The sequence below is a fragment of the Sphingobium sp. TB-6 genome, assembly GCF_012927365.1.
GTDB lineage: Bacteria > Pseudomonadota > Alphaproteobacteria > Sphingomonadales > Sphingomonadaceae > Sphingobium.
Map to the genome: position 1 here is coordinate 383,773 of NZ_JABBGL010000001.1, position 23,051 is coordinate 406,823.

The 23,051-nt window shown below is 63.4% G+C and carries 24 protein-coding genes; 15 read left to right on the forward strand and 9 right to left on the reverse strand.

Going from position 1 to position 23,051, the window contains the following annotated elements:
• The first annotated feature begins 7 nt into the window (after positions 1-7).
• Both HHL26_RS01655 and HHL26_RS01660 read left to right on the forward strand, forming a co-directional pair.
• A complete protein-coding gene (locus HHL26_RS01655; RefSeq protein ID WP_066563120.1) occupies positions 8-1,465 on the forward strand; it encodes an acyl-CoA reductase in 1,458 nt (485 codons plus the stop codon).
• A gap of 14 nt (positions 1,466-1,479) precedes the next feature.
• Positions 1,480-3,192: an amidohydrolase family protein gene (locus HHL26_RS01660; RefSeq protein ID WP_066563116.1), complete on the forward strand. Its 1,713-nt coding sequence runs from the start codon at positions 1,480-1,482 to the stop codon at positions 3,190-3,192.
• Here HHL26_RS01660 and HHL26_RS01665 read toward each other — a convergent pair whose 3' ends face one another.
• From HHL26_RS01665 to HHL26_RS01675, 3 genes are read right to left on the reverse strand one after another with little or no spacing between them, the layout of a single operon-like run.
• Positions 3,193-4,260: an aldo/keto reductase gene (locus HHL26_RS01665; protein WP_066563928.1), complete on the reverse strand. Its 1,068-nt coding sequence runs from the start codon at positions 4,258-4,260 to the stop codon at positions 3,193-3,195.
• Between the two features lie 8 nt (positions 4,261-4,268).
• On the reverse strand, positions 4,269-5,681 hold the full coding sequence (locus HHL26_RS01670; protein WP_066563115.1) for an acyl-CoA reductase: 1,413 nt from the start codon (positions 5,679-5,681) through the stop codon (positions 4,269-4,271).
• 16 nt (positions 5,682-5,697) lie between these two features.
• Complete coding sequence (locus tag HHL26_RS01675) at positions 5,698-7,074, reverse strand: hypothetical protein (RefSeq protein ID WP_066563113.1); 1,377 nt, start codon at positions 7,072-7,074, stop codon at positions 5,698-5,700.
• A gap of 218 nt (positions 7,075-7,292) precedes the next feature.
• On the opposite strand from HHL26_RS01675, the gene HHL26_RS01680 reads away from it, so the two are divergent.
• The 5 genes from HHL26_RS01680 to HHL26_RS01700 all read left to right on the forward strand — a co-directional run bounded on the left by HHL26_RS01680 (position 7,293) and on the right by HHL26_RS01700 (position 11,106).
• Complete coding sequence (locus tag HHL26_RS01680) at positions 7,293-7,667, forward strand: limonene-1,2-epoxide hydrolase family protein (protein ID WP_237230098.1); 375 nt, start codon at positions 7,293-7,295, stop codon at positions 7,665-7,667.
• Positions 7,668-7,678: 11 nt separating this feature from the next.
• Positions 7,679-8,701, forward strand: a complete 1,023-nt coding sequence (locus HHL26_RS01685) for an LLM class flavin-dependent oxidoreductase (RefSeq protein WP_066563111.1) — start codon at positions 7,679-7,681, stop codon at positions 8,699-8,701.
• Positions 8,694-9,746, forward strand: a complete 1,053-nt coding sequence (locus HHL26_RS01690; RefSeq protein ID WP_066563109.1) for a hypothetical protein — start codon at positions 8,694-8,696, stop codon at positions 9,744-9,746. The genes HHL26_RS01685 and HHL26_RS01690 overlap by 8 nt, the downstream gene beginning before the upstream one ends.
• A gap of 71 nt (positions 9,747-9,817) precedes the next feature.
• Entirely contained in the window at positions 9,818-10,624 is an 807-nt protein-coding gene (locus HHL26_RS01695; protein WP_066563107.1) for an SDR family oxidoreductase, read from the forward strand.
• 41 nt (positions 10,625-10,665) lie between these two features.
• Positions 10,666-11,106, forward strand: a complete 441-nt coding sequence (locus HHL26_RS01700; RefSeq protein WP_082749142.1) for a nuclear transport factor 2 family protein — start codon at positions 10,666-10,668, stop codon at positions 11,104-11,106.
• A gap of 5 nt (positions 11,107-11,111) precedes the next feature.
• On the opposite strand, the gene HHL26_RS01705 is transcribed toward HHL26_RS01700, so the two are convergent.
• The 3 genes from HHL26_RS01705 to HHL26_RS01715 are packed head-to-tail and all read right to left on the reverse strand — an operon-like array spanning position 11,112 to position 12,664.
• Complete coding sequence (locus HHL26_RS01705) at positions 11,112-11,369, reverse strand: cytochrome C oxidase subunit IV family protein (RefSeq protein ID WP_066563102.1); 258 nt, start codon at positions 11,367-11,369, stop codon at positions 11,112-11,114.
• 12 nt (positions 11,370-11,381) lie between these two features.
• Entirely contained in the window at positions 11,382-11,963 is a 582-nt protein-coding gene (locus HHL26_RS01710; protein ID WP_066563099.1) for a cytochrome c oxidase subunit 3, read from the reverse strand.
• Positions 11,963-12,664, reverse strand: coding sequence for a hypothetical protein (locus tag HHL26_RS01715; RefSeq protein WP_066563097.1), 702 nt, complete (start codon positions 12,662-12,664; stop codon positions 11,963-11,965). Before HHL26_RS01715 ends, HHL26_RS01710 begins: the two co-directional genes overlap by 1 nt.
• A gap of 170 nt (positions 12,665-12,834) precedes the next feature.
• On the opposite strand from HHL26_RS01715, the gene HHL26_RS01720 reads away from it, so the two are divergent.
• From HHL26_RS01720 to HHL26_RS01735, 4 genes are all read left to right on the forward strand, one after another.
• The gene (locus HHL26_RS01720) at positions 12,835-13,227 is read left to right on the forward strand and encodes a nuclear transport factor 2 family protein (RefSeq protein ID WP_066563095.1); all 393 of its coding nucleotides are present in this window, start codon (positions 12,835-12,837) and stop codon (positions 13,225-13,227) included.
• Positions 13,224-14,597 (forward strand): phosphotransferase, encoded by a 1,374-nt coding sequence (locus HHL26_RS01725; RefSeq protein WP_102999822.1) that lies wholly within the window; start codon positions 13,224-13,226, stop codon positions 14,595-14,597. The genes HHL26_RS01720 and HHL26_RS01725 overlap by 4 nt, the downstream gene beginning before the upstream one ends.
• A gap of 81 nt (positions 14,598-14,678) precedes the next feature.
• Positions 14,679-15,521 (forward strand): SDR family NAD(P)-dependent oxidoreductase, encoded by an 843-nt coding sequence (locus tag HHL26_RS01730; protein ID WP_066563091.1) that lies wholly within the window; start codon positions 14,679-14,681, stop codon positions 15,519-15,521.
• Positions 15,522-15,555: 34 nt separating this feature from the next.
• Positions 15,556-16,338, forward strand: a complete 783-nt coding sequence (locus HHL26_RS01735) for a hypothetical protein (RefSeq protein ID WP_066563090.1) — start codon at positions 15,556-15,558, stop codon at positions 16,336-16,338.
• A gap of 4 nt (positions 16,339-16,342) precedes the next feature.
• Here the strand turns inward: HHL26_RS01735 and HHL26_RS01740 are convergent, their stop codons facing one another.
• Positions 16,343-16,975 carry a glutathione S-transferase family protein gene (locus tag HHL26_RS01740; protein ID WP_102999823.1) on the reverse strand — a complete coding sequence of 211 codons (633 nt, stop codon included), beginning with the start codon at positions 16,973-16,975 and terminating at the stop codon, positions 16,343-16,345.
• A 159-nt stretch (positions 16,976-17,134) separates the two neighbouring features.
• Here HHL26_RS01740 and HHL26_RS01745 point away from each other — a divergent pair, with 159 nt between their 5' ends.
• From HHL26_RS01745 to HHL26_RS01755, 3 genes are read left to right on the forward strand one after another with little or no spacing between them, the layout of a single operon-like run.
• Positions 17,135-17,947 (forward strand): SDR family NAD(P)-dependent oxidoreductase, encoded by an 813-nt coding sequence (locus tag HHL26_RS01745; protein ID WP_226869983.1) that lies wholly within the window; start codon positions 17,135-17,137, stop codon positions 17,945-17,947.
• A 16-nt stretch (positions 17,948-17,963) separates the two neighbouring features.
• Positions 17,964-18,344, forward strand: a complete 381-nt coding sequence (locus HHL26_RS01750; RefSeq protein ID WP_066563076.1) for a VOC family protein — start codon at positions 17,964-17,966, stop codon at positions 18,342-18,344.
• A 59-nt stretch (positions 18,345-18,403) separates the two neighbouring features.
• Positions 18,404-19,231: an SDR family oxidoreductase gene (locus HHL26_RS01755; RefSeq protein WP_066563074.1), complete on the forward strand. Its 828-nt coding sequence runs from the start codon at positions 18,404-18,406 to the stop codon at positions 19,229-19,231.
• A 15-nt stretch (positions 19,232-19,246) separates the two neighbouring features.
• On the opposite strand, the gene HHL26_RS01760 is transcribed toward HHL26_RS01755, so the two are convergent.
• Positions 19,247-20,341: a phosphotransferase gene (locus HHL26_RS01760; RefSeq protein WP_066563072.1), complete on the reverse strand. Its 1,095-nt coding sequence runs from the start codon at positions 20,339-20,341 to the stop codon at positions 19,247-19,249.
• Between the two features lie 143 nt (positions 20,342-20,484).
• Between HHL26_RS01760 and HHL26_RS01765 the strand changes: the two genes are divergently transcribed.
• The gene (locus HHL26_RS01765; RefSeq protein ID WP_066563070.1) at positions 20,485-21,699 is read left to right on the forward strand and encodes an aromatic ring-hydroxylating dioxygenase subunit alpha; all 1,215 of its coding nucleotides are present in this window, start codon (positions 20,485-20,487) and stop codon (positions 21,697-21,699) included.
• Positions 21,700-21,780: 81 nt separating this feature from the next.
• Here the strand turns inward: HHL26_RS01765 and HHL26_RS01770 are convergent, their stop codons facing one another.
• A complete protein-coding gene (locus HHL26_RS01770) occupies positions 21,781-22,929 on the reverse strand; it encodes a phosphotransferase (RefSeq protein WP_102999824.1) in 1,149 nt (382 codons plus the stop codon).
• Positions 22,930-23,051: the final 122 nt, after the last annotated feature.

Genomic DNA, 23,051 nt, shown 5'->3' on the forward strand with positions numbered 1-23,051 from the left:
TAGAGCCATGACTGATCAATTCCGCGTTCCCCTCATCATCCGAGGCCAGATCATCGATGATGCTGAAGTCGACTATGGCGGCCGCCGGGGCGGCGTCAGCTTCTCGGCGCCCGACATCGCCAAGCATGTCGCGCGCCTGCCCCTGCGGACGCCCTCGGCCATGGCCGACCTTTATTCGCTGAGCTTCGACGAGATACTGGATTTCCTCGTCGCCCTGGGGGAGCGGCTGGATTTCGGGCAGAACCGGCATTTGCAGGAAGCGTTTCGTCTGTCCTGTCTGACCTCCGGCCTGTCGGAGAGCATATTGCGCGTCCATTTCCAGCATATCGGCGCCGCCTTCGATCGCACCGAAATGCGGCGGATGATGGAGCGCTCCTGCGGCGTCGACTATCTGGAAGGCTGGGTGGATCAGGGGGCTGGCAGATTTCCGGGCCTGACCGCCCGCACGCGCGCTTTCGGCGCGCGGACCGTGCATGTCATTGCCGGCAATGCGCCGATCGTGTCGATCCTGACGGTGATCCGCAATGCGCTGACCCGGTCCGACGCGATCATCAAGCTGCCGTCCAACGATCCGCTGACGGCCGCCGCGCTGGTGCGAACCATGGTCGAGATGGACCCCGACCATCCGCTGTCGAAACATGTCTCCGTCGCCTATTGGAAGGGCGGCGACGATCAGGTGGAATCCGCGATTTACGATCCGCGCGGGGTCGAAAAGATCGTCGCCTGGGGCGGGTTCGATTCGGTCAAGCACATCACCCGCTATCTGCAACCGGGCATCGACCTCATCACCCAGGACCCCAAGCTGTCGGGAACGATCATCGGTCGCGAAGCCTTCGCCGATGAAGCGACGCTGGGTCAGGTGGCACGCCGTCTGGCGCTCGACATCGGCGCCCAGAATCAGGAAGGCTGCGTGTCCGCGCGCGTCATCTATGTCGAATGCGGCACGGACGAAGCCGGGCTGGAGCGCGCCAATCGGCTGGGGCAGATGACCTTCGATGCACTCCAGCGTCTGCCCGATCACCTGAGCACGCCGCACAAGGCGTTCGACGGCGCGCTCAAGGCCGAGATCGACGGCATCCGCCTCAATGACGAGGATTATCGCATCTTCGGCGGTCGGACCAACGAGGGCGCGGTGATCGTCAGCCAGGAGGATTATCCGGTCGACTTTTCCCGCACGCTCGCCTGCCGGGTGGGCAATATCGTGCCCATCGACAGCAGGGAAACGGCCGTCAGCGCGGTCAACGCCTATACCCAGACGATCGGCATCTTTCCCGAAAGCCTCAAGGATGAGCTGCGCGACCGTCTCGCCTTTCAGGGCGCGCAGCGGATCGTGTCGCTGGGCGGGGCCGCGACGATGCAGCATAATATGGAAAGGCAGGATGCGATCGAGCCAGTACGCCGCATGCTGAAATGGGTGACCGAAGAACAGGCATCCGGCGAGATGCTGGCCGCGCTGGCAGGCTGAGGGGAGCCAAGGACATGGTGGACGCTGATCTGGTGATCCGGGGCGGAACGGTGGTCGACGGGCAAGGCGGTGATCCGTTCGAGGCGGACATCGCCATTGCCGACGGCCGTATCGCGGCGATCGGTGCTGATGTCGGTCAAGGCCGCGAGGAGATCGATGCCCGTGGCCTCCTCGTCACGCCCGGCTTCGTCGATGTTCATACCCATTATGACGGGCAGGTCACCTGGTCGGACAGTCTGGTGCCTTCCGCCGAACATGGCGTCACCACCGTCGTCATCGGCAATTGCGGCGTCGGTTTCGCGCCGTGCCGGCCGGAGGACCGCGAGGCGCTGGTCAATGTCATGGAGGGCGTGGAGGACATTCCCGAAGCGGTGATGGCGAAGGGTCTGCCCTGGAACTGGGAGAGCTTCCCGGATTATCTGCGATCGCTCGAAGCGCGTGCCTGGGACGCGGATGTGGGAGCCTATATTCCGCATTCGCCCCTGCGGGTCTATGCGATGGGCCAGCGCGGGTTGGACCGCGAGCCGGCGACCGCGGCGGATGTCGCGCGAATGGCGCAGCTCGTGGCGGAGGGGATGGCGGCCGGCGCGCTTGGTTTCGCGACATCGCGTTCGCTGGTGCATCGGCGCGGCGATGGCGCTTTCATCCCGTCCTTTCAGGCGGAAAGCGATGAACTGGTGGCGATCGCCCGATCGGTGGGTGATGCGGGGCGCGGCGTGCTTCAGATGATCCCGAATCTCGATACCGCCGACTGGGCCAGCGATCTCGACCTGATGAAGCGCATGACCAGCGCCTCGGGGCGTCCGCTGACCTATTCGCTCGCCCAATGGTCGACCGATCCGCAGGGCTGGCGGCGCACCATGGATGCGCTGGCCGAGCATAATCGCACCAGCGCGGCGCCGGTGCTGGCGCAGGTTTTTCCCCGGCCGATGGGCGCGATGTGCGGCCTGTCGACGTCGGCCAACGCGTTCAGCCATTGTGCAAGCTATCGTGCGATTGCGGACCGACCGCTGGCTGAAAAGGTCGCCATCATGCGCGATCCCGCCTTCCGCGCGCGACTGATCGCGGAGGAGCCGGATGAGACGCCGACGCCGCTGCATCGCTTGCTACGCACATGGGACAATATCTATCCGCTCGGAGCCGAGCCGGACTATGAACCTTCACCGGACCGGAGCATCGCCGCGCTGGCCGCAAAGCGCGGCGTCGGTCCTGTCGAACTGGTCTATGATCTGATGCTGGAGCAGGAGGGCCATGCGCTGATCCTGATGCCCTTTTCCAACTATGCGGAAAAGTCGCTGGACCCTGCGCTTGCAATGATGCGCGATCCCTACAGCATCGTGGGACTGGGCGACGGCGGCGCGCATTATGGCATCATCTGCGATGCCAGCTATCCGACGACGATGCTGTCCTACTGGACCCGCGATCGGGTCGGCGAGCAACTGACGATCCCTGCGGCAGTCAAGGCGCTGAGCGCGGACAACGCCGATTTCCTGGGGCTGCGGGACAGGGGGCGGCTGAAACCGGGGATGAAGGCCGACATCAACCTGATCGATCATGGCGCGCTCAGGCTGCATGCCCCTCATGTCGTCCATGACCTGCCCGGCGGTGGGCGCCGTCTGGCGCAGCAGGCGACCGGTTATCGCGCCACGATGGTCAGCGGCGTGATCACCCGGCGGGACGGCGCCGACACTGGCGCGCGTCCCGGAAGGCTGATCCGCGCCGCCTGATCAGGCGCGCGGCTGGATGGTCGTGCCGCCCGTCAGTCCATGGCGGATAAAGGGCGAGGCGAGGAAATCATGCGGAAAGCCGAGCGGCGTGCGGCTCAACGCATCCAGACGTTCCAGTTGGCTTGCCTCCAGCGTGACGCCAAGCGCGGCGACATTATCCGCATATTGCCGCATCGTCCGCGCGCCCACTAGCGGCGAGACGACCGCCGGATTGGTAAGGGTCCAGGCGATCGCCACCTGCGCCGAGGTGACGCCCATCTCGTCGGCGATGCCCTTCACCGCATCGGCGATGGCGACCACGCGCGCGTCGACACGGCCTGCCGCTTCGAGCAGGGCACCGCGACCGCCAGATTCGCCGGCATGGGCGCTGCCGCCGGTCGCATATTTGCCCGACAGCATGCCGCTCGCCAGCGGCGACCAGGGCATGACGCCGATACCCAGCGCCTTGGCGGCGGGGATGAGTTCGCGTTCGGCCGTGCGCTCGACCAGATTATATTCGACCTGCAAGGCCGCCAACTGGGACCATCCCCGCAATTCCGCCACGGTTTGCAGCCGGGCCATCTGCCAGGCAGGTGTATCCGACAGGCCCAGATACAGGATCTTGCCCTGCGTCACGAGGTCGTCGAACGCGCGCATGATCTCATCCGCAGGCGTCGTATCGTCCCAGGCGTGCAGGAAGAGCAGATCGATCCGGTCCGTGCGCAGGCGCTTGAGGCTGGTTTCGACCGTCTGCATCATGTTCCGGCGGCTGTTGCCGGCAGCATTGGGATCGCCGACCGATCGGGTCAGCGAATATTTGGTCGACAGGACCAGCCGTTCGCGCTTGGCTTCCGCGAACTTGCCGGTCAGCGTTTCCGACACGCCGTCGGCATAATAGCCCGCCGTGTCGATGAAATTGCCGCCCTGGTCGACATAGCTGTCGAAAATCCGGCGGGATTCCTGCTCGTCCGCGCCCCATTCCTCGCCAAAGGTCATGGTCCCGAGCGCCAGCGGGGAAACCCGCAGGCCCGAGCGGCCGAGCAGGCGATAGCTGTCGAGCGACAGCGTCTGAATGTTTGTCTGTGTCATGGTCGTTTTCAATCTTTCGCTGCTTCGGTGACGACCCAGTGCATCATCTTGTGCACCGGCCATCCCCCATCGTGCGGCAGGCCGCCGAATTTTCCGGTGTTGATATTGCCGAGACCGACGATGCGCTGGGTGCCCGCCGAGGAAAGCCCATCGCGCACCTCGGCAATGCGGGAGGGGGGATAGACGCCGACCGACTGGGTCGCGACGGTGACATGCTGGATCGCATCGGCAAGCCGGTCGACCGCGACGACATTGACGAGCTTGCCGCCGGGATTGAACGACACAGGTTCGCTGGAGCGGATGACTATGCCCCGGCCGTCGGGACGTCCGAACAGGCGGTAGACCGGTTCCAGATTGCCCAGCATGTCCAGTTCGTCGATCAGCATGGCGGGCGGCAGCGGGCCGTCGGGGCCGGCGCCATAGCGGATATCCTTGCCCATCGCCTCCACCAGCGCTTCGCAATAGCGATCGACCTGTTCGTCCGATCCTTCGATGAACTGGAAGCGGGCGCAGCTGCACGCATCCTGATTGAAGGCGATGATGTCGGCCGCGCTCCGTTCGGCAATGGTCGCGAGGGGGACGTCGTCAAAGGCTTCGCGGCCGATCAGCGAAATCGAGACCTTGGGATCGAAGGACATGATCTCGAAGCCCGGCGCGGCATATTGCATGGCATGGCGTACCGCCGCCTCGCCACCCCAGACGGCGAGCTTGTCGAAATATTGCGAGCGCAGGATGTGGTTTTCGATGCTGGCATCGCCGCCGCGCCAGTAAGCGGCGGAGAAGGAGCGCGTCACCGGATGGTTGGGGCCGACATCCGCCATCGTCCGCAGCAGGGCGGTCGCCGTGAACATGTCGTTGGACGGCATTTTCAGCAGATGGACGCCCTTGCTGATCGCTCCTCGGACAATCGTGACCGGCGGCACGATCGGGGCGTTGCCGGCCAGAACATGCACCATGCGGGGCGGGAAGGCGCGGATGTCGAAGGCCGTGCCCTGAATGTCGCGCCGCGCCCACCCATCCAGCACGTCGAGCGATCCCAGCGACTGTTCGGCTTCCGCCTCGACCGCCTCGCGGGTGAAGAACCAGGCGATATCGCGGTAGCAATTCTCCAGGATGCGCGCGCCAAGAGTGTTGCAGCGCAGATTATAGGCCGCAGCCTCCTGGAGATAGATGTTCCGGTCGAAATCGAGCGCCTTGCCGACTTCGACGAGAAAATCCACGATCTCCGCAAGCGGCGTGTCGAAGGCGGGACCGGGCTGGCTTCGCGGCCAGATCAGCGAGTCCAGATCGATCGAAGGGGTCATGACCGTCGTGCCGCTGGCCCGCGACCGGTGCTCGACGGCGGCGTCGAGCTGGACCACGCCCTTGATCACATGGGGAACGAGCAGCCGGTCATTATCGGCGATGATTTCATGCAGCATGTCTGCCTCCTGTCGTTCAGGCCGCGACCGGCTGGGGTGCGGTAATCGATCCGCGCACATAGGAATCGATCGATCCGGCGCAGCTGAGCTTGTCCTCACCTTCTTCCAGATCGGCGTAACGGGCGATCGCGTGAACGACCGGCGTCTTCACGCCCTCCAGGCCGGAGCCGAACTCCACCTGCACCTTGTCGCCAGAGATGATGCCGCCCCAGCGGCCGTCCGCCAATATATCGAAAAACGCCATTCGGCCTTCGATCCGGCCAACATCCTTCGTCGTGCCCAGCAGCTTTTCGCCCGGCTTGTCGAGGATGAGGGGGATGATCCATGGCGGCACCGCATAGGATTCGGTCGGCTGGATCTTGGCGCAGAAGCCGCTCATTTCGACCATGGCATAGGAACTGGTGATGCGGTCCGGCGTGACGCCGAAAAAGCTCATAATCTGTTCCCTATAGTCGGCCGGGACAGCCGCCCCCTTGGTGCCGCCGCCAAAGCTCATCAGCGTGTCGGGATGGAAATCGCCATCCTTGATCCCGCGCGCGCGCAGGGCCTGCACGATCTGCCAGGCGACACCATACATGACGCCGATATAGAGCGGGCGATCCCGGCGGCTGACAAGCAGGTCCATCCATGCGTCGAACTCGCCTGCCCGCGTCTGCTGGCGGGCCTCGACCTCCGCCTCATAGACGGCGATCTCGCCGGGACCGACTTTGCCGGCAGCCAGCAGGCGGCGCAGCTGCGCGGGGCGCATGGCATCAAAGGCGCGCATCGGATAGTCGCTCAGGCGATGAAATTCGCCGGGCGCGGCCCAGCGCGGGAAATGGACATTGCAGAATTCAATCATCTTGTGGGTGCCGCGCGGCGGCATCATGGTGAAGACCGAGCGGCCGTGATCGGGCACATAGGCCGGTGTCGACAGGTCGGCCGCCGCCAGACAGGCGGCGAGCGACAGGTCGCGGTCCTGCGTCGACTGGTTGAGGAAGGAGGATTTGCCCGAGGTCCCGCTCGACGCGAAGACATGGTGGCCCGCCGCCTTGGCGCGGTCCAGCCATTCGTCAATGTCGCGCACATCCGCAACCTCGATATTGTCCGTCGGATAGCTGCTCAGCGTGCCGAGCCACATGTTCATATGCTTCCACTGGCCATTGTCGACGAACGCCTCCGGATAGCTTTTATAATTGGTGTGGGCGAACAGGAGCGGGACGAGGTCGGCCAGGCTGTCGATGCTGTCGATACCGGCTTCTTTCGCCCGCTTGTCGAGCACCCGGATCTGCTGGCGCCGCTCCGCAAAGCGTTCGCGCGCCGCTTCCAGTTGCAGTTCGGCCAGATTGTCCGGGGCGTTCCGGAACGGATCGGGCGACCGGGCAAGGGCGATCAATTCGTCAACGGCGCTCATCAGTGAAAACTCCTCTCAGCTTTGCCGGGAAGTATAGGCGATGCCCGATATTTAGCCGCTCGATTCACTGTTATGGGGAGGACATACTATTCTCAGCATGACCTTTCCGCCCGATGGCGTGCCGATCCCCTGCCAAAACAAGGCTGCTATCTTTCGGCAGGGCAGAAGGCGGGCACCCCGGGCCATGATGCCGGCGCAACACAGGAGCAGGGGGTGACATGCCCGGTCCACTGGACGAAGTATTGGCGTTTTTTCGGGAAAGCAGCGGCTCGCGCGAAGACATGCTGTCCGCCATGGAGCGCCGGTTTACGGCGGATACACGCTGGGAAAATGTCGGCGTGGCGACGATCGTCGGGGTCGATCAGGCGAGGCAGTTCATCGACGGCTTTCTTGGCCGGATTCCGTTCGAACGCTGCGCGGTCGTGGTCCATCATGCGGCGGCCGCGGGCCATGTCGTCCTGACGGAGCGCAGCGATATTTTCTATGGGCCAGACGGGCAGGAAATGCTGTCGCTGCGGCTGATGGGCGCCCTGGAAATGGACGGCCCCCATATCGTCGCCTGGCGCGACTATTTCGACACAAGCGGCTTTTGAAGGGGGATGCTATGACCGATCGCAAGGCTGTCTGGGCGCAGATCGTCCCGATGCCGGGGGCCAATCTGGCGGCGCTGGCACAGAGTTATGAAGCGGCGGGGGTGGAAGGGGTCTGGGCGCCGCAAATGTTCGGCGCGCCCTTCACGACGCTGGCCGCCGTCGCGCCCGCCACGCAGCGTATCAAGCTGGGGACCGGCATCGCGCTGGCGTTCGTGCGCAGTCCGCTGGAAACCGCGTGCAGCGCCATCGACCTGGACCTCATCAGCAACGGCCGGATGGTGCTGGGACTGGGGTCGAGCGCGCAGAGCCAGATCGAGGGATCATTCGGCAGCGCCTATGGCAAGCCGCTCGCCCATATGCGCGAGATCGTGGGCATGATCCGCGCTGTCGTGGCCCGCGGGCATACAGGCGAGCTGACCGAACTGGCGGGAGACTATCACCGTCTCGACCTTTCGCACTTCCGCTTGCTGCACAAGCCGGTGCGCGGCGACATTCCCATCGTGCTGCCGGCGGTGTTCCAGAAGGCCTGCGCGCAGGCGGCGGAAATTGCCGACGGGCTGCTTGGGCATCCCCTGTGGAACGATGGCTGGATTGAGCGGGAAGTGGCCGCTCATATGAAGGCGGGGCTGGATCGGGCCGGCCGGGCGCGCAAGGACTTCTCGCTCAACATTTCGATATTCACGGCGATTTCTGACGACAGGCGAGAGGCGATCGAGGATTGCCGGGGGACTGTGGCTTATTACAGCCAGTCGCCCCAATATCTGCGCTATTTCGAGGAAATCGGTTTCGGCCGGGAGGCATCGGCGATTCAGGCCGCCTTCGCGCAGGGGGACATGGCGGGCATGGCGGCTGCCTGCACCGACGCCATGGTGGAAAGCATCGCCGTGGTCGGAACGGCCGATGAAGTGCGGGCCCGGGTTGCGCGGCGCGCGGCGCTGGCCGACGCGATTACGCCGTTGATCCCGCATTATGGCCTGTCGCCCGAAAAAAGCGCGATCTACACGCAGCGTATAGCGGAGACATTTTATGGCTGATTCCACCGCTGTCGCGGCCATGGCGGGGGGTGGGCTTTACAACCGGCATTCGGGCCTGCAACAGGCCAATCTGCAATCCGCGCTCCCCCTGCTGGAGGATGCGGCGCGAGCCATTGGCGATGCCTCCGTCGGTCCTGTCACCATAGTCGACTATGGCGCATCGCAAGGGCGCAATTCGATGGCGCCGATGGCGACGGCCATCGATCTGGTTCGTGCGAATGATGCGCGGCGGCCGGTTCAGGTCGTGCATACGGACCTGCCCTCCAACGATTTCACGTCGCTGTTCGGCTTGCTGGATCAGGACCCGGCCAGCTATCTTAACGGCCGGCAGGGCGTCTTTCCTTCCGCCATAGGCCGATCCTATTTCGATGCGATTTTGCCACCCGGCAGCGTGGATCTGGGTTGGTCCTCCAATGCGCTGCACTGGATGAGCCGTAATCCGGTCGACGTCGCGGATCATGGCTGGGCGATCTTCAGCCGGTCCGCGCAGGCGCGTGCCGCCGTCGATGCGGTGCTGGCGGAGGACTGGCTTCGCTTCCTGAAAGCGCGCGTCATTGAGTTGCGGCCGGGGGGGCGCCTGATCTGCCAGTTCATGGGTCGAGGCCCCGACAGCCACGGATTTGAATGGATGGCCGGGAATTTCTGGCAATCGATCGTAGACATGGAAGGCGAAGGACTGCTCAGCGCCGACGAAACGCTGAAGATGACAGCGCCTTCGGCGGGGCGTTCGCCCGATCAGGTGAGGGCGCCTTTCGATGCCGGGCTGGTGCCCGATCTGGTGCTGGAGCATCTCGCCGCGATCCCGTCCCCCGATCCCTATTGGGAGGGCTATCAACAGACCGGCAATGCGGCCGAACTGGGGCGGCAGTGGGCGGCCATGATGGGTGCGGCCAACGGCCCCAACTTCCTTGCACGCGTCGCTGCGTCCCGCGATCGGGACGCGCTGCTGGCCAGTCTGGTGCAGCGTGTGGCCGCCCGCGTTGAGGCAGATCCGCAGCGCAGCCGTGCCTTCATCCTGATCCTGTCCATCAGGAAGCCGGCTTGAAGCGCGATCTCCGCTGAGCGGGGTGCCCGGTCCGCGGCATCGGCAATGAACCAAAAGGGAGAGGAAGCAGCATGGCCCGCCTTGCAGAAAAGATTTGCATCATCACCGGAAGCGGGAGCGGCATCGGACGAGCCAGCGCGTTGATGTTCGCGCGGGAAGGCGCGACGGTGATCGTCGCGGACATTCGCGCCGAAGCGTCCGAGGCGACCGCGCAGGCCATTGTCGACGCCGGAGGATCGGCGCGCGCGATGACCGTTGACGTCGGCGAACAGGCCGATCTGGAACATATGATCGGCCAGACCGTCGCCGATTTTGGCCGCATCGACGTGCTCTTCAACAATGCCCTTTATGTCAATCAGGACCACGCCATGCGTGACATGGATTTCCTGGCTTTCGACCCCGACATCTTCCTTGCCAATGTGCGGGTCAACGTATTGGGAGCGGTTCTGGCGAGCAAGCTCGTCATTCCGCACATGCTGGAGCGCGGGGTGGGGTCGATCATCTCCACCTCGTCCGGCAGTTCCATGGGTGGGGATATCACCGCCTACAGCTATGGATCGTCAAAAGCCGCGCTCAACTGGTTCGTGCAGGCGATCGCCGCCACCTATGGCAAACAGGGCATCCGCAGCAATGCGATCCTTCCCGGTCCGACGCAGACGCCCGCCAAGCTGCAATGGTCCACGCCGGAAATGGATCGGCTGTTTCTGGAGGTGCTCAACACCCCCTTTATCGGCGAGCCGGAAGACATTGCCGCCATGGCGCTTTTCCTTGCGTCCGACGAGTCCCGCTACGTCAACGGCATGCTGTATCCGGTCGATGGCGGTCAGAGCTGCACCGTGCCGTTCATCAGCGTGACGCGGGCGCTTTCCCGAGGGTGAATGCAGCAATCCCAGATTTGAGGAAAACAGAAGAGGAGAGGATGATGGGCGTCGAACTGGAACAGAAGGTACGGGAATTTTGCGATGCCTGGGGCGACGGCAGCGATGCCAGCAGGCCCAATGTAGAGAAAATTCTGTCGATGATGGCGGAGGATGCCGAATGGCAGCTCTGGGTTCCCGGCGGTCCCGTCGTGAAGGGCAAGACGGCGTTGCGCGCAGAGATTGAGCGGCAAATGGCCTTCGCCACCAACAATAAATGCAATGAGGTGAACATCCTCTCCAACGACCGGATGGTGATGCAGGAACGGTCCGACACTGCCATCATCATGGGACGGCCCTGTCCGCATCAGATGGTCGCCATCTATGAGTTTGACGGGGCCGGGCTGATTTCACGCTGGCGCGAATATCTCGATATGGCGGACCTTACGCGCAAGATGGGCATAGACGAAGCCGCGGCAGGCGGTACGGAAGTGCCTGCCTGATTGCGTCAGGCGCGGAACAGGGCGATCAGGACTGCACAGGTCAGGATCGCCCAGCTCTGAAATCCCCAGAGCAGCCAGCGCGGCGCGTGCCGCAACTCCATAAACTCGCGCCCGACTAGCAGAACCTTCGTGAAGGCGATGACGAGGATGACGGAGCGAAGCAGGAACGCATTGCCCAATGCCATCGTCTCGAACGACAGAAAGGTCGCGGCGATCAGCATCGCCCAGACCAGTGTGATGCGGCTACGCCAGATCATGGCCATGAAACGGATTCCCTAAAGCAGATAGAGCAGGGCGAAGAGGATGATCCAGAGCAGGTCCACCAGATGCCAGAAGGCGCCGCTCCCCTCGATCAGGGCGGCACCACCCTGCATCCGGCCGGTCCGGTCGAAGCGCGACAGGGTAAAGCACAGCACGCCCAAGCCGATCAGCACATGCACCAGATGGATGCCGGTAAACATATAATAATAGATCGAAAAACTGTTGCTGTTGAGCGTGAAGCCCTGGGCGATCTTCGCTGAATATTCGAACGCCTTGACGATGACGAAGCCGCTGCCGAGCAGGACCGCGCCCAGCAGCAGCGGTCGCGCCTTGTCGTCGTCACAGCGTACCGCCGCGACGGCCTGTGCAACAAGGAGACTGCTGGTCAGCAGCAAAAGCGTGTTGAGAAGGCCAAGGCTCCGGTCGAGCAGCGCCTGCGAACTTTCGAACAGCGCCAGTTCCTGCTGCCGAGCGAGCGCATAGGTGATGAAGAAGACGGCAAAGACGACAAGATCGCCGCCAATGAACACCCATACGCCTTCCTCTCCCGGCACATGGCCGCGCGGAGGCGAAGCGGCGGCTTGCGAAGCAGCCATTATTCGCCGCCCAGCGCGTCGCGCTTGATCGCGCCGAGCATGGCGAAGATCATCAGGTTGAACCAGATGCCGAACACGACGGCGGGCATCCAGAAAGCCAGGGCGCCGTTCCAGGCAAAGGGTCCGGTCTTGAACAGGCCGATCGCCAATCCGGGCAGCAGCAGCACGCCGGTCCACAGGTTCATATAACCAAGCCAACGCGGCAGGATGGGCTGCGCGCGGCGGTCGCCCAGAATGACGAAACCGGTCAGCAGATTCTGCACGAAGGCGGGCACGGCCGGCATGACGAACAGCAGGAAGGCGATATCACTCAACGCACCGATAACGGCGTCCGGCCGGTCGGTCCGATAGGCGGCCGCCGTGAAGATCAGCCCGGCGAAGAATAAAGTGACGAAGCCAAAGGCCACGACCATCACAAAGGCCCAGGTCAAAGGCGAAACCGGCCCTTCGATCTTCTTCATGAAGGTGGCGACCGCTGCCAGAAAGGGGAAGAACAGCACGGAGGAAGAGGCGATCAGGATAGCGCCTGCCAATATGCCGATCTGGTGGCTGCGATAATAAGCAGCCACTTCCGCAGCGGGCATGGATGGGGCCAGCGGCGGGAACATGTGCGCGACCGGCCATATGCCGACGAACATCATCGTACCGGCAATGGCGCCCATATAGGTGCATAGCTTCATCGTCATGCTCTTGGTCGTCATGCGGCCTCCCTCTGCCCTGTTTTGTTGTGCAGGCGGAAGATTGTGAAGCGAACGCGTCCAGGCCACCCGCCCATGGATAGGGTTCCTGTCGGCGATCCCGCCTGCACAAGGGTAATATTCTTGCCACGGCCACCGGCAAAGGCGGCGACAGAGGAGCAGCGGAGAGGGTGATGAGCGACATTGAGGCGAACAAGGCGGTGGCCCGCCGCTACATGCGGGCCGTGGAGGAGGGCGACGTCGAGACGATCGAGGCCCTTCAGCATCCCGATTGCCAGTGGTGGATATTGGGCCATGGCGACATGAGCCGGGCCGACTTCATCGCCAGCGTGAAAGGCGGACTGCTGAGTGCGCAGAAGCGAACGGCCGAGGTGGTCGGGATAACCGCCGAAGGGGACCGGGTGGCGGTGGAAGTCAGGGGCGAGATGGTCTTTCCGGACCGGGTCTATCGCAACGAATATCATAATCTGCTGATCATCCGGGACGGGCAGATCATTTCCGGCAAGGAATATATGGACACCCGCGCCGTGGCCGAGGCCTTTTCGGCGGGGGAGGGCGGGCAGTGACGCATGCCGCTCCGCTCAACAATTATGACGATGCGGCGGTCGGCCGGATCACCGCCTTTGTCGAGCAACTGACCGGCGGCAAGGTTGTCGGGCTTGAGCGCCTCGTCCGCTGGCGCCCCTCCTGGTTCGTCGACGTCGAAAGGGAGGGGACGGTCTGCCGCCTGCACCTGCGCGGCGACCGGGGCGGCGACGTGTCCATCTTTCCCGACCTCAAGCGCGAGGCCGACGTCATCGCCCTGCTTCACAGCCAAGGACTGCCGGTGCCGGAGATTTACGGGTATCTTGCCGATCCGCCATGTATCGTGATGGAGGCGATCGAAGGGACGCGAGATTTTTCGGCGCTCGATGCCGCCACGAAAAGCGCCATCGGCCGCGTCTATATGCGGGCGGTTGCCGCGATGCACCGGTTGCCGGTCGAACCCTTTATGGCCGCCGGCGTGCATCGGCCCGAGGGCGCCGAGGCGATCGCGCTGGTCGGACTGGACGCCTATATGCCGCATTACCGGCGAACCAAGAGCCGGCCCGAGCCGTTGCTGGAATTCGTCATCGGCTGGCTTCGCCGTAATGTGCCGCGGCACCGCCAGCGCGCCAGCTTCATCCAGTTCGATTCGGGCCAATATCTGGTCGATCAGGGCGCGATGACCAAGCTCTACGATTTCGAATTTTCGATGATCGGCGATCCGCTGGTCGACATCGCCACCATGGGGATGCGCAACAGCTATGAGCCGTTGGGCGCACCGCTGCCGGAACTGGTGCGCTATTATGAGGAAGCGACGGGTGAGCCGGTCGATCATGACGCGGTGGTTTTCCACGTCCTGCAATTCTCCCTGCTCGGCACGATGCAGTTCACCGGGACTGTCGGCAAGCCATGTCCCGGCGATCCGCATTCGGTCTATCTCATGTTTGATCTTGCGCTGCGCCGCTCCATCCTGCTGGCGCTGTCGCAGCTGACCGGCGATGCGCTGCCCGGACTGCCGCCGCTGGAACAGCGCACGGGTGACAATGCGCCGCTGCTGGCCAAGCTGGCCGATACGCTCGGGGCGCTTCCGGTGACGGGGGAGGCGGCCGAATCGCATAAGGCGCAGGTTGCCGAACTGATCGAATGGGTGCAGCGCGCCGACGATCACGGGGCGGACATGGTCGCGCGCAATATTGCGGATGTGTCCGCGCTTCTTGGTCGCCGCTTCGACCGCTGGGCTGACGCCGCCGAGGCGCTGGAGGCCCATATCATCGAAGCGGGACCGGAGGAGGACGCCGCGCTCATCGCCCTGCTCGCGACGATCGAGGGGCGGCGGCTGCAACTGTTTGGGCCGACTGTGCTGGGCGAAGCGGCGCGCCATGTCGTCCTGCCGATGACGCGTCTGGACTGAAGGGCGGTCGCGCCCTTGCCGTCGGACAGGTCACGCCCCTGTCCTTCATGGCGATGCCAATATTGAGGACAGGAGCAGGATATGAGCGAAAAGATAGTGCTGGTGACGGGCGCGACGCGCGGGCTGGGGCGCGGCATGGCGCGGGGCCTGGCCTCGCGGGGCCATGTGGTGGCGGTCACCGGGCGCGACCGGGCGCAGCTTGCCGAGGTCGTGAAGGAGATTGAAAGGGCGGGCGGCAAGGGCATCGCGCTGGCATGCGATCACCATGACGATCGCGCCGTGGAAAGGGCGTTCGCGCAACTGGCCGAGTGGACGGATGGCAGGCTGGACCTGCTCGTCAACAATGCCGCCGCGGTTTACGGACCCGAACTGGTCGCGCCGGGCGGTTTCTGGGAAAAGCCGCTCAGGCTGGCGGACATGATCACCATCGGCCTGCGCTCCAGCTATGTCGCGGCCTATCATGCCGCGCCGATGATGGTGGCGGCCGGCAAGGGCCTGATCGCCAGCATTTCCTTCTATGGCGCGGTGTCCTATTTTCACGGGCCGGCCTATGGCGCGGCAAAGGCGGGGACGGACAAGATGACGGCCGACATGGCGGTCGATCTTGCGCCGCATGGCGTTTCCGCCGTCTCCTTCTGGCCGGGCTTCATTCTCACCGATGCGGTGAAGGCCATGCCGCCCGAAATGATGCCCGAAGACCTGCGCGCCGCCATGCCCCATTGGGAAACGCCGGAATTTTCCGGCCTTGTCCTCGACCGGCTCGCGCAAGACCCGGACCTTGCCTCCCTGTCGGGCCAGGCGCTGATCGGCGCGGAACTGGGGGAGCGCTACGGCATCCGGGATACGGACGGGAAGCAGCCCCTATCCTATCGGGCGACGATGGGCGCGCCGACGCCTTTCATGCCGTCCGTCCGGCAAGGTTGAGAGGACAGAAATCAGGAGAGGAAAGGCAAAAGCGATGATCGATGCCGTGCTGGTCGTGCTGACCAAAGCCGTTCCGGGCCGGGAGGCCGATATGGAGGATTGGTACAGCAACATCCATATTCGCGACGCGCTGCGTTTCCGGGGGTCGGTGACGGCGCAGCGCTTCCGGCTCGCCGTGGAGCAGCCCTGTCCGCCCGAAGGCTTTGACTGGCAGTATCTCGCCTTCTACGACGTATTCGACCCGGTTCGCTTCAGTCGTGAGCATCTGGACAATGCGCTGACATCGCGGATGCAGGTGTCGGACGCCATTGATGACAGCCTGCTCTATGACTTTCATTATTATCCGTTGCTCTTTCAGGACAATGATCCGGAGGTCGCGCATTGCGGCGGCGTCATCCTGGAGGAATTCAACCCGCTTGCGGGCAGCGATGACCGTTTCAGACGTTTCTATGCGGAAAGCTATTTTCGCGAGGCGGCCGCCCGACCCGGCGTCAAATCGGCCGCTTTCCTGACCTTTCGCACCTTTGGCCAGATGATCCCGATGACGCCCGACTATCGCTATGTCGCGATCTACAGGATCAACGATCCGGACGCTGCCCATCAAGCATGGAGAGGCGCGGACGCCCTGCTGGCGAACAGCGGCCTGCTCCGGCCCGAGGGGATACGCATCACGCGGTGGGACCGTGCGACACCCCGTCTCACCAAGGACGATGTCCAGCATCCGACCGCCGTCGGCCTGGCGGAAGAAGAACGCGCCCGGGCGCAAATGGGCGACCGGGTACGCACCGGCGGCACGGAAAAGCTGGCGATGAGCTGATCCGTCAGGCGGTCGGGGGGCGATCGACGATGGTGCGCATCCGGCGATAGGCCGGGCGCGCCGCCATCCGCTCGACATAGGCGGCGATGTTCGGATGTCCCTCCACGTCGACGGACATGAACAGCCGCGTGGTAGTGAAAGGAAAAGTCATCATGATGTCGGCTGCCGTGAACCGGTCGCCCGCCATATATGGTTTATGCGAAAGCCGGTCGTCGACAAGTGTCAGCAGGCGCGCCGCATGGGTCCGTCCCGCGACACGGGAGGGGTGATCCTGCGCGATGCCTGCGCGTTCGGCCATGATCTCGGTCACCAGCGCCGGCATCAGGGATGATTCGGCGAAATGGAACCAGAAAAGATAATCAGCATAGTCCGGATCGCCGGGATTGGCGCGGAGCGTGCCCTTCCCTTGCGTCGTGGCGAGATATTCCATGACCGCCCCGCTCTCGGCGATCCGACGCCCATCGGCCTCGATCACGGGTGAAGAACCCAGCGGATGCAATGCCTTATAGGCGGGCTCCGCCGCGAGCGTTTCCAGCCGCGCATAGAAGCGGATGTCATAGGGCAACTCCACTTCCTCCATCAGCCAAACCGCGCGTTCGGAGCGGGACCTGTTAAGTTGAAAGATGGTGATGCTCATGAAGGGCTCTCCGCTTGAGGGGCGCCATAGATGCGCCGCTTATCAATTCCGCCAAACCTATCTTTATCTAGGTATCGCGGAGCGTCCGCCGTGGCAGCGTCCCGCTGCGGCGGAAGCCCAGCGGTCCCGCATCCATGAGAGACAGGAGAGAAGATGCCCATGACGGATTTATCGGGACGCGTCGCTATCGTCACCGGATCGGGCGCCAATATCGGGGAAGCCTGCGCACGAGCCCTGGCAAAGGCCGGCGCGGCAGTTATCCTGGCGGATATCGCGGTCGAGCGGGCAGAGGTCGTCGCCCGATCTATCCAGGCTTCGGGCGGACAGGCGACGGGGATGTTCCTCGATCTTGCGCAAGAGGACAGTATCACGGCGCTGGTCGAAGATGTGATGCGGCAGCACCAGCGCATCGACATCCTTCACAACAATGCCGCCGATACGCGGCTGGAGCAGATGGCGGCAGATGGCTCGCTTCTCGATCTCGATGCCGCGACCTGGGATCGCGCCTTCCACATCAATGCCAGGGGCACGATGCTGATGATCAAGGCGGTCGCTCCGCACATGATTTCAGGCGGCGGCGGTTCCATCATCAACACTTCGACGGGTGTGGCATTGACCGGCGACATCAACAATCCTTCCTATTCCGCGTCCAAGGCGGCTGTGAACGCCCTGACCCGCAATGCCGCCGTGCAGTTCGGCCGGTTCAATATCCGGGTCAATGCGGTCGCGCCGGGCCTCGTGCTCTCCCCCCTTGCCCGGGAGATGATGACCGCCGATCAGATCGCCATGGTCCAGCGGCATGTCCTTCTGCCGCGCGAGAGCGTGCCGGAGGATATTGCCGGCGCGGTGCTGTTCCTGGCATCGGATGGCGCGGCCTTCATCACCGGGCAGGTGATCGGGGTAGACGGCGGTATCGTTAACCACACGCCCTATGTCGCAGATATGCTGGAAAGCATGAACCGGGCGCACTGACCGGAAAGAGGGCGGGATGGGCATATTCACGCATGTCTGCCTTGGCAGCAACGATCTGGGACGGTCCGCCCGTTTCTACGATGCGGTGCTTGCGCCGTTGGGGATCGTCAATCTTGGCCCGTTTCTGGATCAGGGCATCGGCTATGGGAGACGGGTGCCCGAATTGCTTATCCTGCGCCCGCTCCACGGTCGGGCGACATGCGCCAACGGTGCGACTTTGGGATTGAAGGCGCCGGATCGCCGCGCGGTCGATCATTTTCATCGCGCGGGTCTGGCCGCGGGCGGCAAGGATGCCGGGCCGCCCGGTCCGCGCGGAGCGGTGCCCCATGCCTATGGCGCCTATCTGCTGGACCCCGATGACAACAAGATCTGCGCCTACTGCTTCGACCCGCCATAGGCGCACAGCTATCGATAGTCGGGCGCCCGGCGCTCATCAGGGAAACAGGAGGATATGGAATGGTGGGATCATTGGAGGGGCGCGTGGCGATCGTGACGGGCGCGGCGCAGGGCATCGGACGGGAGGTGGCGACAGTGCTGTCGGAGCGCGGCGCGACCGTGATTCTGGCGGACATATTGGCAGATCGGGTGGAGGCGGCGGCGGATTCGCTGCGCGGCAAGGGTCTTCGTGCCGAGGCGGAGACGTTCGACCTGACCGATGAGGACAGCGTCTGCGCTGCGGTCGCGCGGATCGCTGGCCGGCACGGGCGGATCGACATCATCCACAATAACGCCGCCTATCAGACGATCGAGCAGCGCGCCCTCGACCGCGATGTCGTCCATCTCGACACCGGCGCCTGGGACAAGGCCTTTGCCGTCAATGCGCGGGGGCCTATGCTGCTGTGCAAACATGCGCTGCCGGCCATGATCGCGGGGGGCGGTGGTTCGCTCATCCATTCCGCATCCGGTTTCGGCCTGCTGGGTGAAATGACGCTGACGGCCTATGGCGCGTCCAAGGCGGCGCTTATTAATCTCAGCCGCTTTCTCGCGACCCAATATGGCAAGCAGGGAATCCGGTCCAATGTGATCGCCATCGGCTTCGTCCTCAGTGATACGGCCGTCGAAACCACACCGCAGGCGGTCAAGGACGTACTGCGCGACCATCATCTCAATCCCGACCTCGGCAGCCCTCGCGATATCGCCCATGTCGTTGCCTTTCTGGCCTCGGACGAGTCCCGCTTCATCAACGGCGCGATGATCCCGGTGGACGGCGGCTTTACCGCGCATCAGCCCACAATGGTCGATTTCCAACGCCTGTTCGAGGCATCGGGGAGCAATCAGTTGTAGCCGACCAGCGCGCCGTCATAGCAGCGCGTCGACAAGCTTCGCGGTTTCGAGATCTTCATAGGCGGTGGTCAGCCGCAGATGATTCATGACGTTGATCTCCCAGCCATAATTGACGACGGGCGTCGTCAGCCAGCCGATATAGACGCCCCATATCAGGGTCCGCCGATATTCTTCCCAGGCACTGTCGAAGGCGGGAGGGCGCGCCACGCCTTCCTGTCCCAGGCGGTCCAGATAATAGCCCAGAAGATCGCGCTCATGCGCCCGCCGGTCCGCGATGGAAAGGCCGGTGGTCACGATATAGTTGACGTCGTGCATCGCGTAACCGCGCACCATGAGCTGCCAGTCGAGCAGGCCCGCTGTTCCGTCGGGCAGGCGGTAGCTGTTGCCGAGATGAGTGTCGCCATGCAGCAGCGTCTGGGGCAGGGTCGATTGATGCCGCTGGACCGCCTGCACGCCGGCAAGCAGCCGGTCCGGCGTCGTGCGCAGCCGCTGCACCATCTCCCGTTTGAAATTTTCGGTCTCGACCTCATGCGCGATATAGGCGGGCGCCAGTTCATTCATCATCGTTGCGACCGCGCCTTCGACATGCGTTTCGACCCAGGCCAGATCCGCGCTGAAGCGGGGCGACTCCCAGAAGCGGGCGTGCAGCCGGGCCAGTTGATCCAGCAGGGAGCGCACATCATCCGGCCCGGTCCGCACGGTCGTATTCGGGAAGGTCGCGCCCCGCACGCTCAGCTCTTCGAGCAACAGGCCGAAATGCGTGGTGGACGGATTGAAGTCGCCACCGAAACAGCGCGGCGCTTCCATCGCGAGTTCCGGCCGGATTCCCCGGTAGAAGGCCACTTCATTGGCGTAGAAGGGCGCCATGATCTCATCGACCGCCCGGGTCAGCTTGAGCACCAGGCGGTTGGGCAGGTCAGGGGGTGTGTCATCGGTATAATCGACCTCGATCGACACGCGCCCGGCGGTCGACACCATCTGCTCGCCATAGGTCTTGGCATCGATGATGCGCAGGCCGACGGCGGTTGCGCCCGCTACGGTCGTGGCCAGCAGCTGGTTGATATAATCGACGGTGATCCCGTCCGTGGATGTGGGATGTTTCAAGGCCATAAGGATACTCATCGGAACAGAGGGCGGTTCAGCTTGCCGAGGGCGTGACAACAGCGACCCTATCCAATTGCAGGTTCCTTGATCGACGACGTGGCCAGTCTGACCGAAACGGAGCCTGCGGGCTTTTGGTACAGGAGAGAGCTATGCGTGAAGCTGCGTTGGAACTGCTCAACCGGACGATGGACGAGCAGTTGAAGCGATCCGAGCATCCCAGCGATTTTCCGGCCCTTCCCCCGATTCCCGCCGGCCGGTACACCGACCCGCGTTTCGAGGCGCTGGAAAAAGACGGGCTTTGGAATCGGACCTGGCTGCTGGCCGGCATTGCGTCCGACCTGCCGGAGCCGGGTTCCTATCGTCTGTTCCAGCATCTGGACCGCTCGGTCATTCTCTCGCACGGCAAGGATGGCCGGATACGGGCGTTCCATAATGCCTGCCGTCACCGGGGGTCGCCGCTTCTGCTCGAACCGCAGGGGCGGGCCATGCGCTTTATCTGCCCCTATCATGCCTGGGGTTACGATCTGGAAGGAACACTCAAATCGGTGCCAAGCCAGCATGATTTCGCCTGTCTCAACAAGGCGGAGAACGGCCTGATCGAAGTGCGATGCGACACCTATCGCGGTTTCATCTTCATCAATTTCGATGATGACGCGGAACCGTTACAGGAGTTTCTGGGTGAATTCGTCGCGCTGACCGAAGGATATCCGCTGGATCGAATGGTGGTGAAGGATCATTTCTTCATCGAAATGGCGTGCAACTGGAAAATCGCCTATCATAATTTCCTTGAGATCTATCACGTCAATACGGTTCATCCTAAAACACTGGCACCGCATCTGGATTCCCGCAGTTTCGTGATTGCCCTCTATGAAGGCGGTCATATGCGGTTCGGCACGCGCAAAAAGGGCGGGGAGTCGCTGTTCAAGACCCCGCCGATCAAACCGGACGACATCGCGCCGGTTTTTCTGGAAAATACGGTTGCGCTGCCGACCTTCCCCAACACGTTTTTCTCGCTCGATCCGGTGGGGTTCAACCTGCAATGCTTCTGGCCGGTGGGTTCCGATCGGTCGATCATGGAAGTGCGTCAGATGGGGTGGGCAACCGAGAGTGAGGATGACAGGCTTTATTGGCAGGGCATGCGCGAGGCGACCGAACATATCCTGTCCGAAGATCTGTGCCTGTTCGAAAATATCCAGCAATCGCTGAGGAACGGGACGATCCCGTCAATCTGGGCGGGCTATCAGGAGCGCGCGCTTTACTGGTTCGAGGAAGAAATCGATCGGCGCATCGGGCCGGACCGGGTGCCCGCCGACTTGCGTGTCCAGCCGCGCATCGCGTCCTTCATGGCGCCGCGCAGCGCATGATCGCGCCGGTCGAGGCGGGGCGGCGGCGTTAGAATCGATGGCCCCCAGCCGCGGCCCGTGCGCGGCAGGGGGCCATGACCGTCATTCGCCCAGCAGTTTCCAGCTGCCCAGATCCTCGCCCGCGGCGAAGAACCGCTCGTTCATCGGCAGGCCGTTCTGGCCCCAATGGTCCATGTTCGCCACCCAGGCCTGAATACCGTACATCACCCAGCGCGGTACCTGTTCATTCCAGATGGTGTCGAGATCGATGACGTTGGTCGCGCCTTCCCTGATCAGGCAGTCGCGATAATGGGCGATCAGGTCGCGATGATTTTGGCGGCGCTCCTCGATCGTCAGCGATCCGACGGTGAAATAGGTGAGGTCGCGCCATGGCCGCCCGCGCCGGCCCAATTGCCAGTCGACCCACATGCGCTCGCCATTGGGCAGGATATAGGTGTTGCCCTGATGGCAGTCGCCCAGGATGATGCAATAGGGGGCATCGAAGGCGCGTTCGAATTCCACCAGCCGGTCATAGGCGCGCTCGACCCGGCGTGCGTCGTCCAGATAATGTCTGGGCGCGATGGCGCGGAAATTGGGGTCTTTCAGATTCTCGCCGATCCAGTGCCACATGATGCGAACCTGATTATAATCGACCGGAACCGCCATGGATGTCGGCAGCCAGGGCGCCGCTTGAGGGGTGATCAATGGGCTGTCCCACAGACCCGCATGCAGTTTTGCTAGATCCGCCAGCGCGGTCGCGACCCCTTCGACACCGGCATGCTGGGTCGAATGGCCGAACTTCCCGCCCCGATCGGTGAGATCCTCCAGCACGATGACGCCCTGCGCCGACCCGTCGTCATCCCAGTCGGCATAATAGCAGCTGGCCGTGTTGGCGGTGAGTTTGTCCGTCAGGAAATGATAGAAGCGCGCTTCAAGCGCATGGATGTCGACATCATCGAACATGCCCGACCAGTTCGACTTGATGCACAGATTGCGCGGCAATCCGGCGGCCTGCCCGGCCTCGTTCCAGTCCACGGCAACGCGCAATTTCGTGGTGTGGCTGTCGAACAGTTGCACGACCTCCATCGATTGCGCGACGACTCCCGGATATTTGTTGGCCAGCAACGATCCCAGCCACGCGGCGTCCGGCGTGAACCGGCCGCGGGGCAGGGCGGCGGCGCGGGCGGGATAGGGACGGGGGACAAGATGCCGGTCGATGACGGCAACGGGGGCGACGGCAGGCTCGCTCATGCAATGTCCTCTCTCTTGGGGACCGTGCCGCAGCTCTGCATCGATGCAGTCATCCGGCATGATCCTGGTGCAGAGGCGATTTTGGTCGCCCGAACGGAAATCGAGCCTGCCGGGCGGTAGGT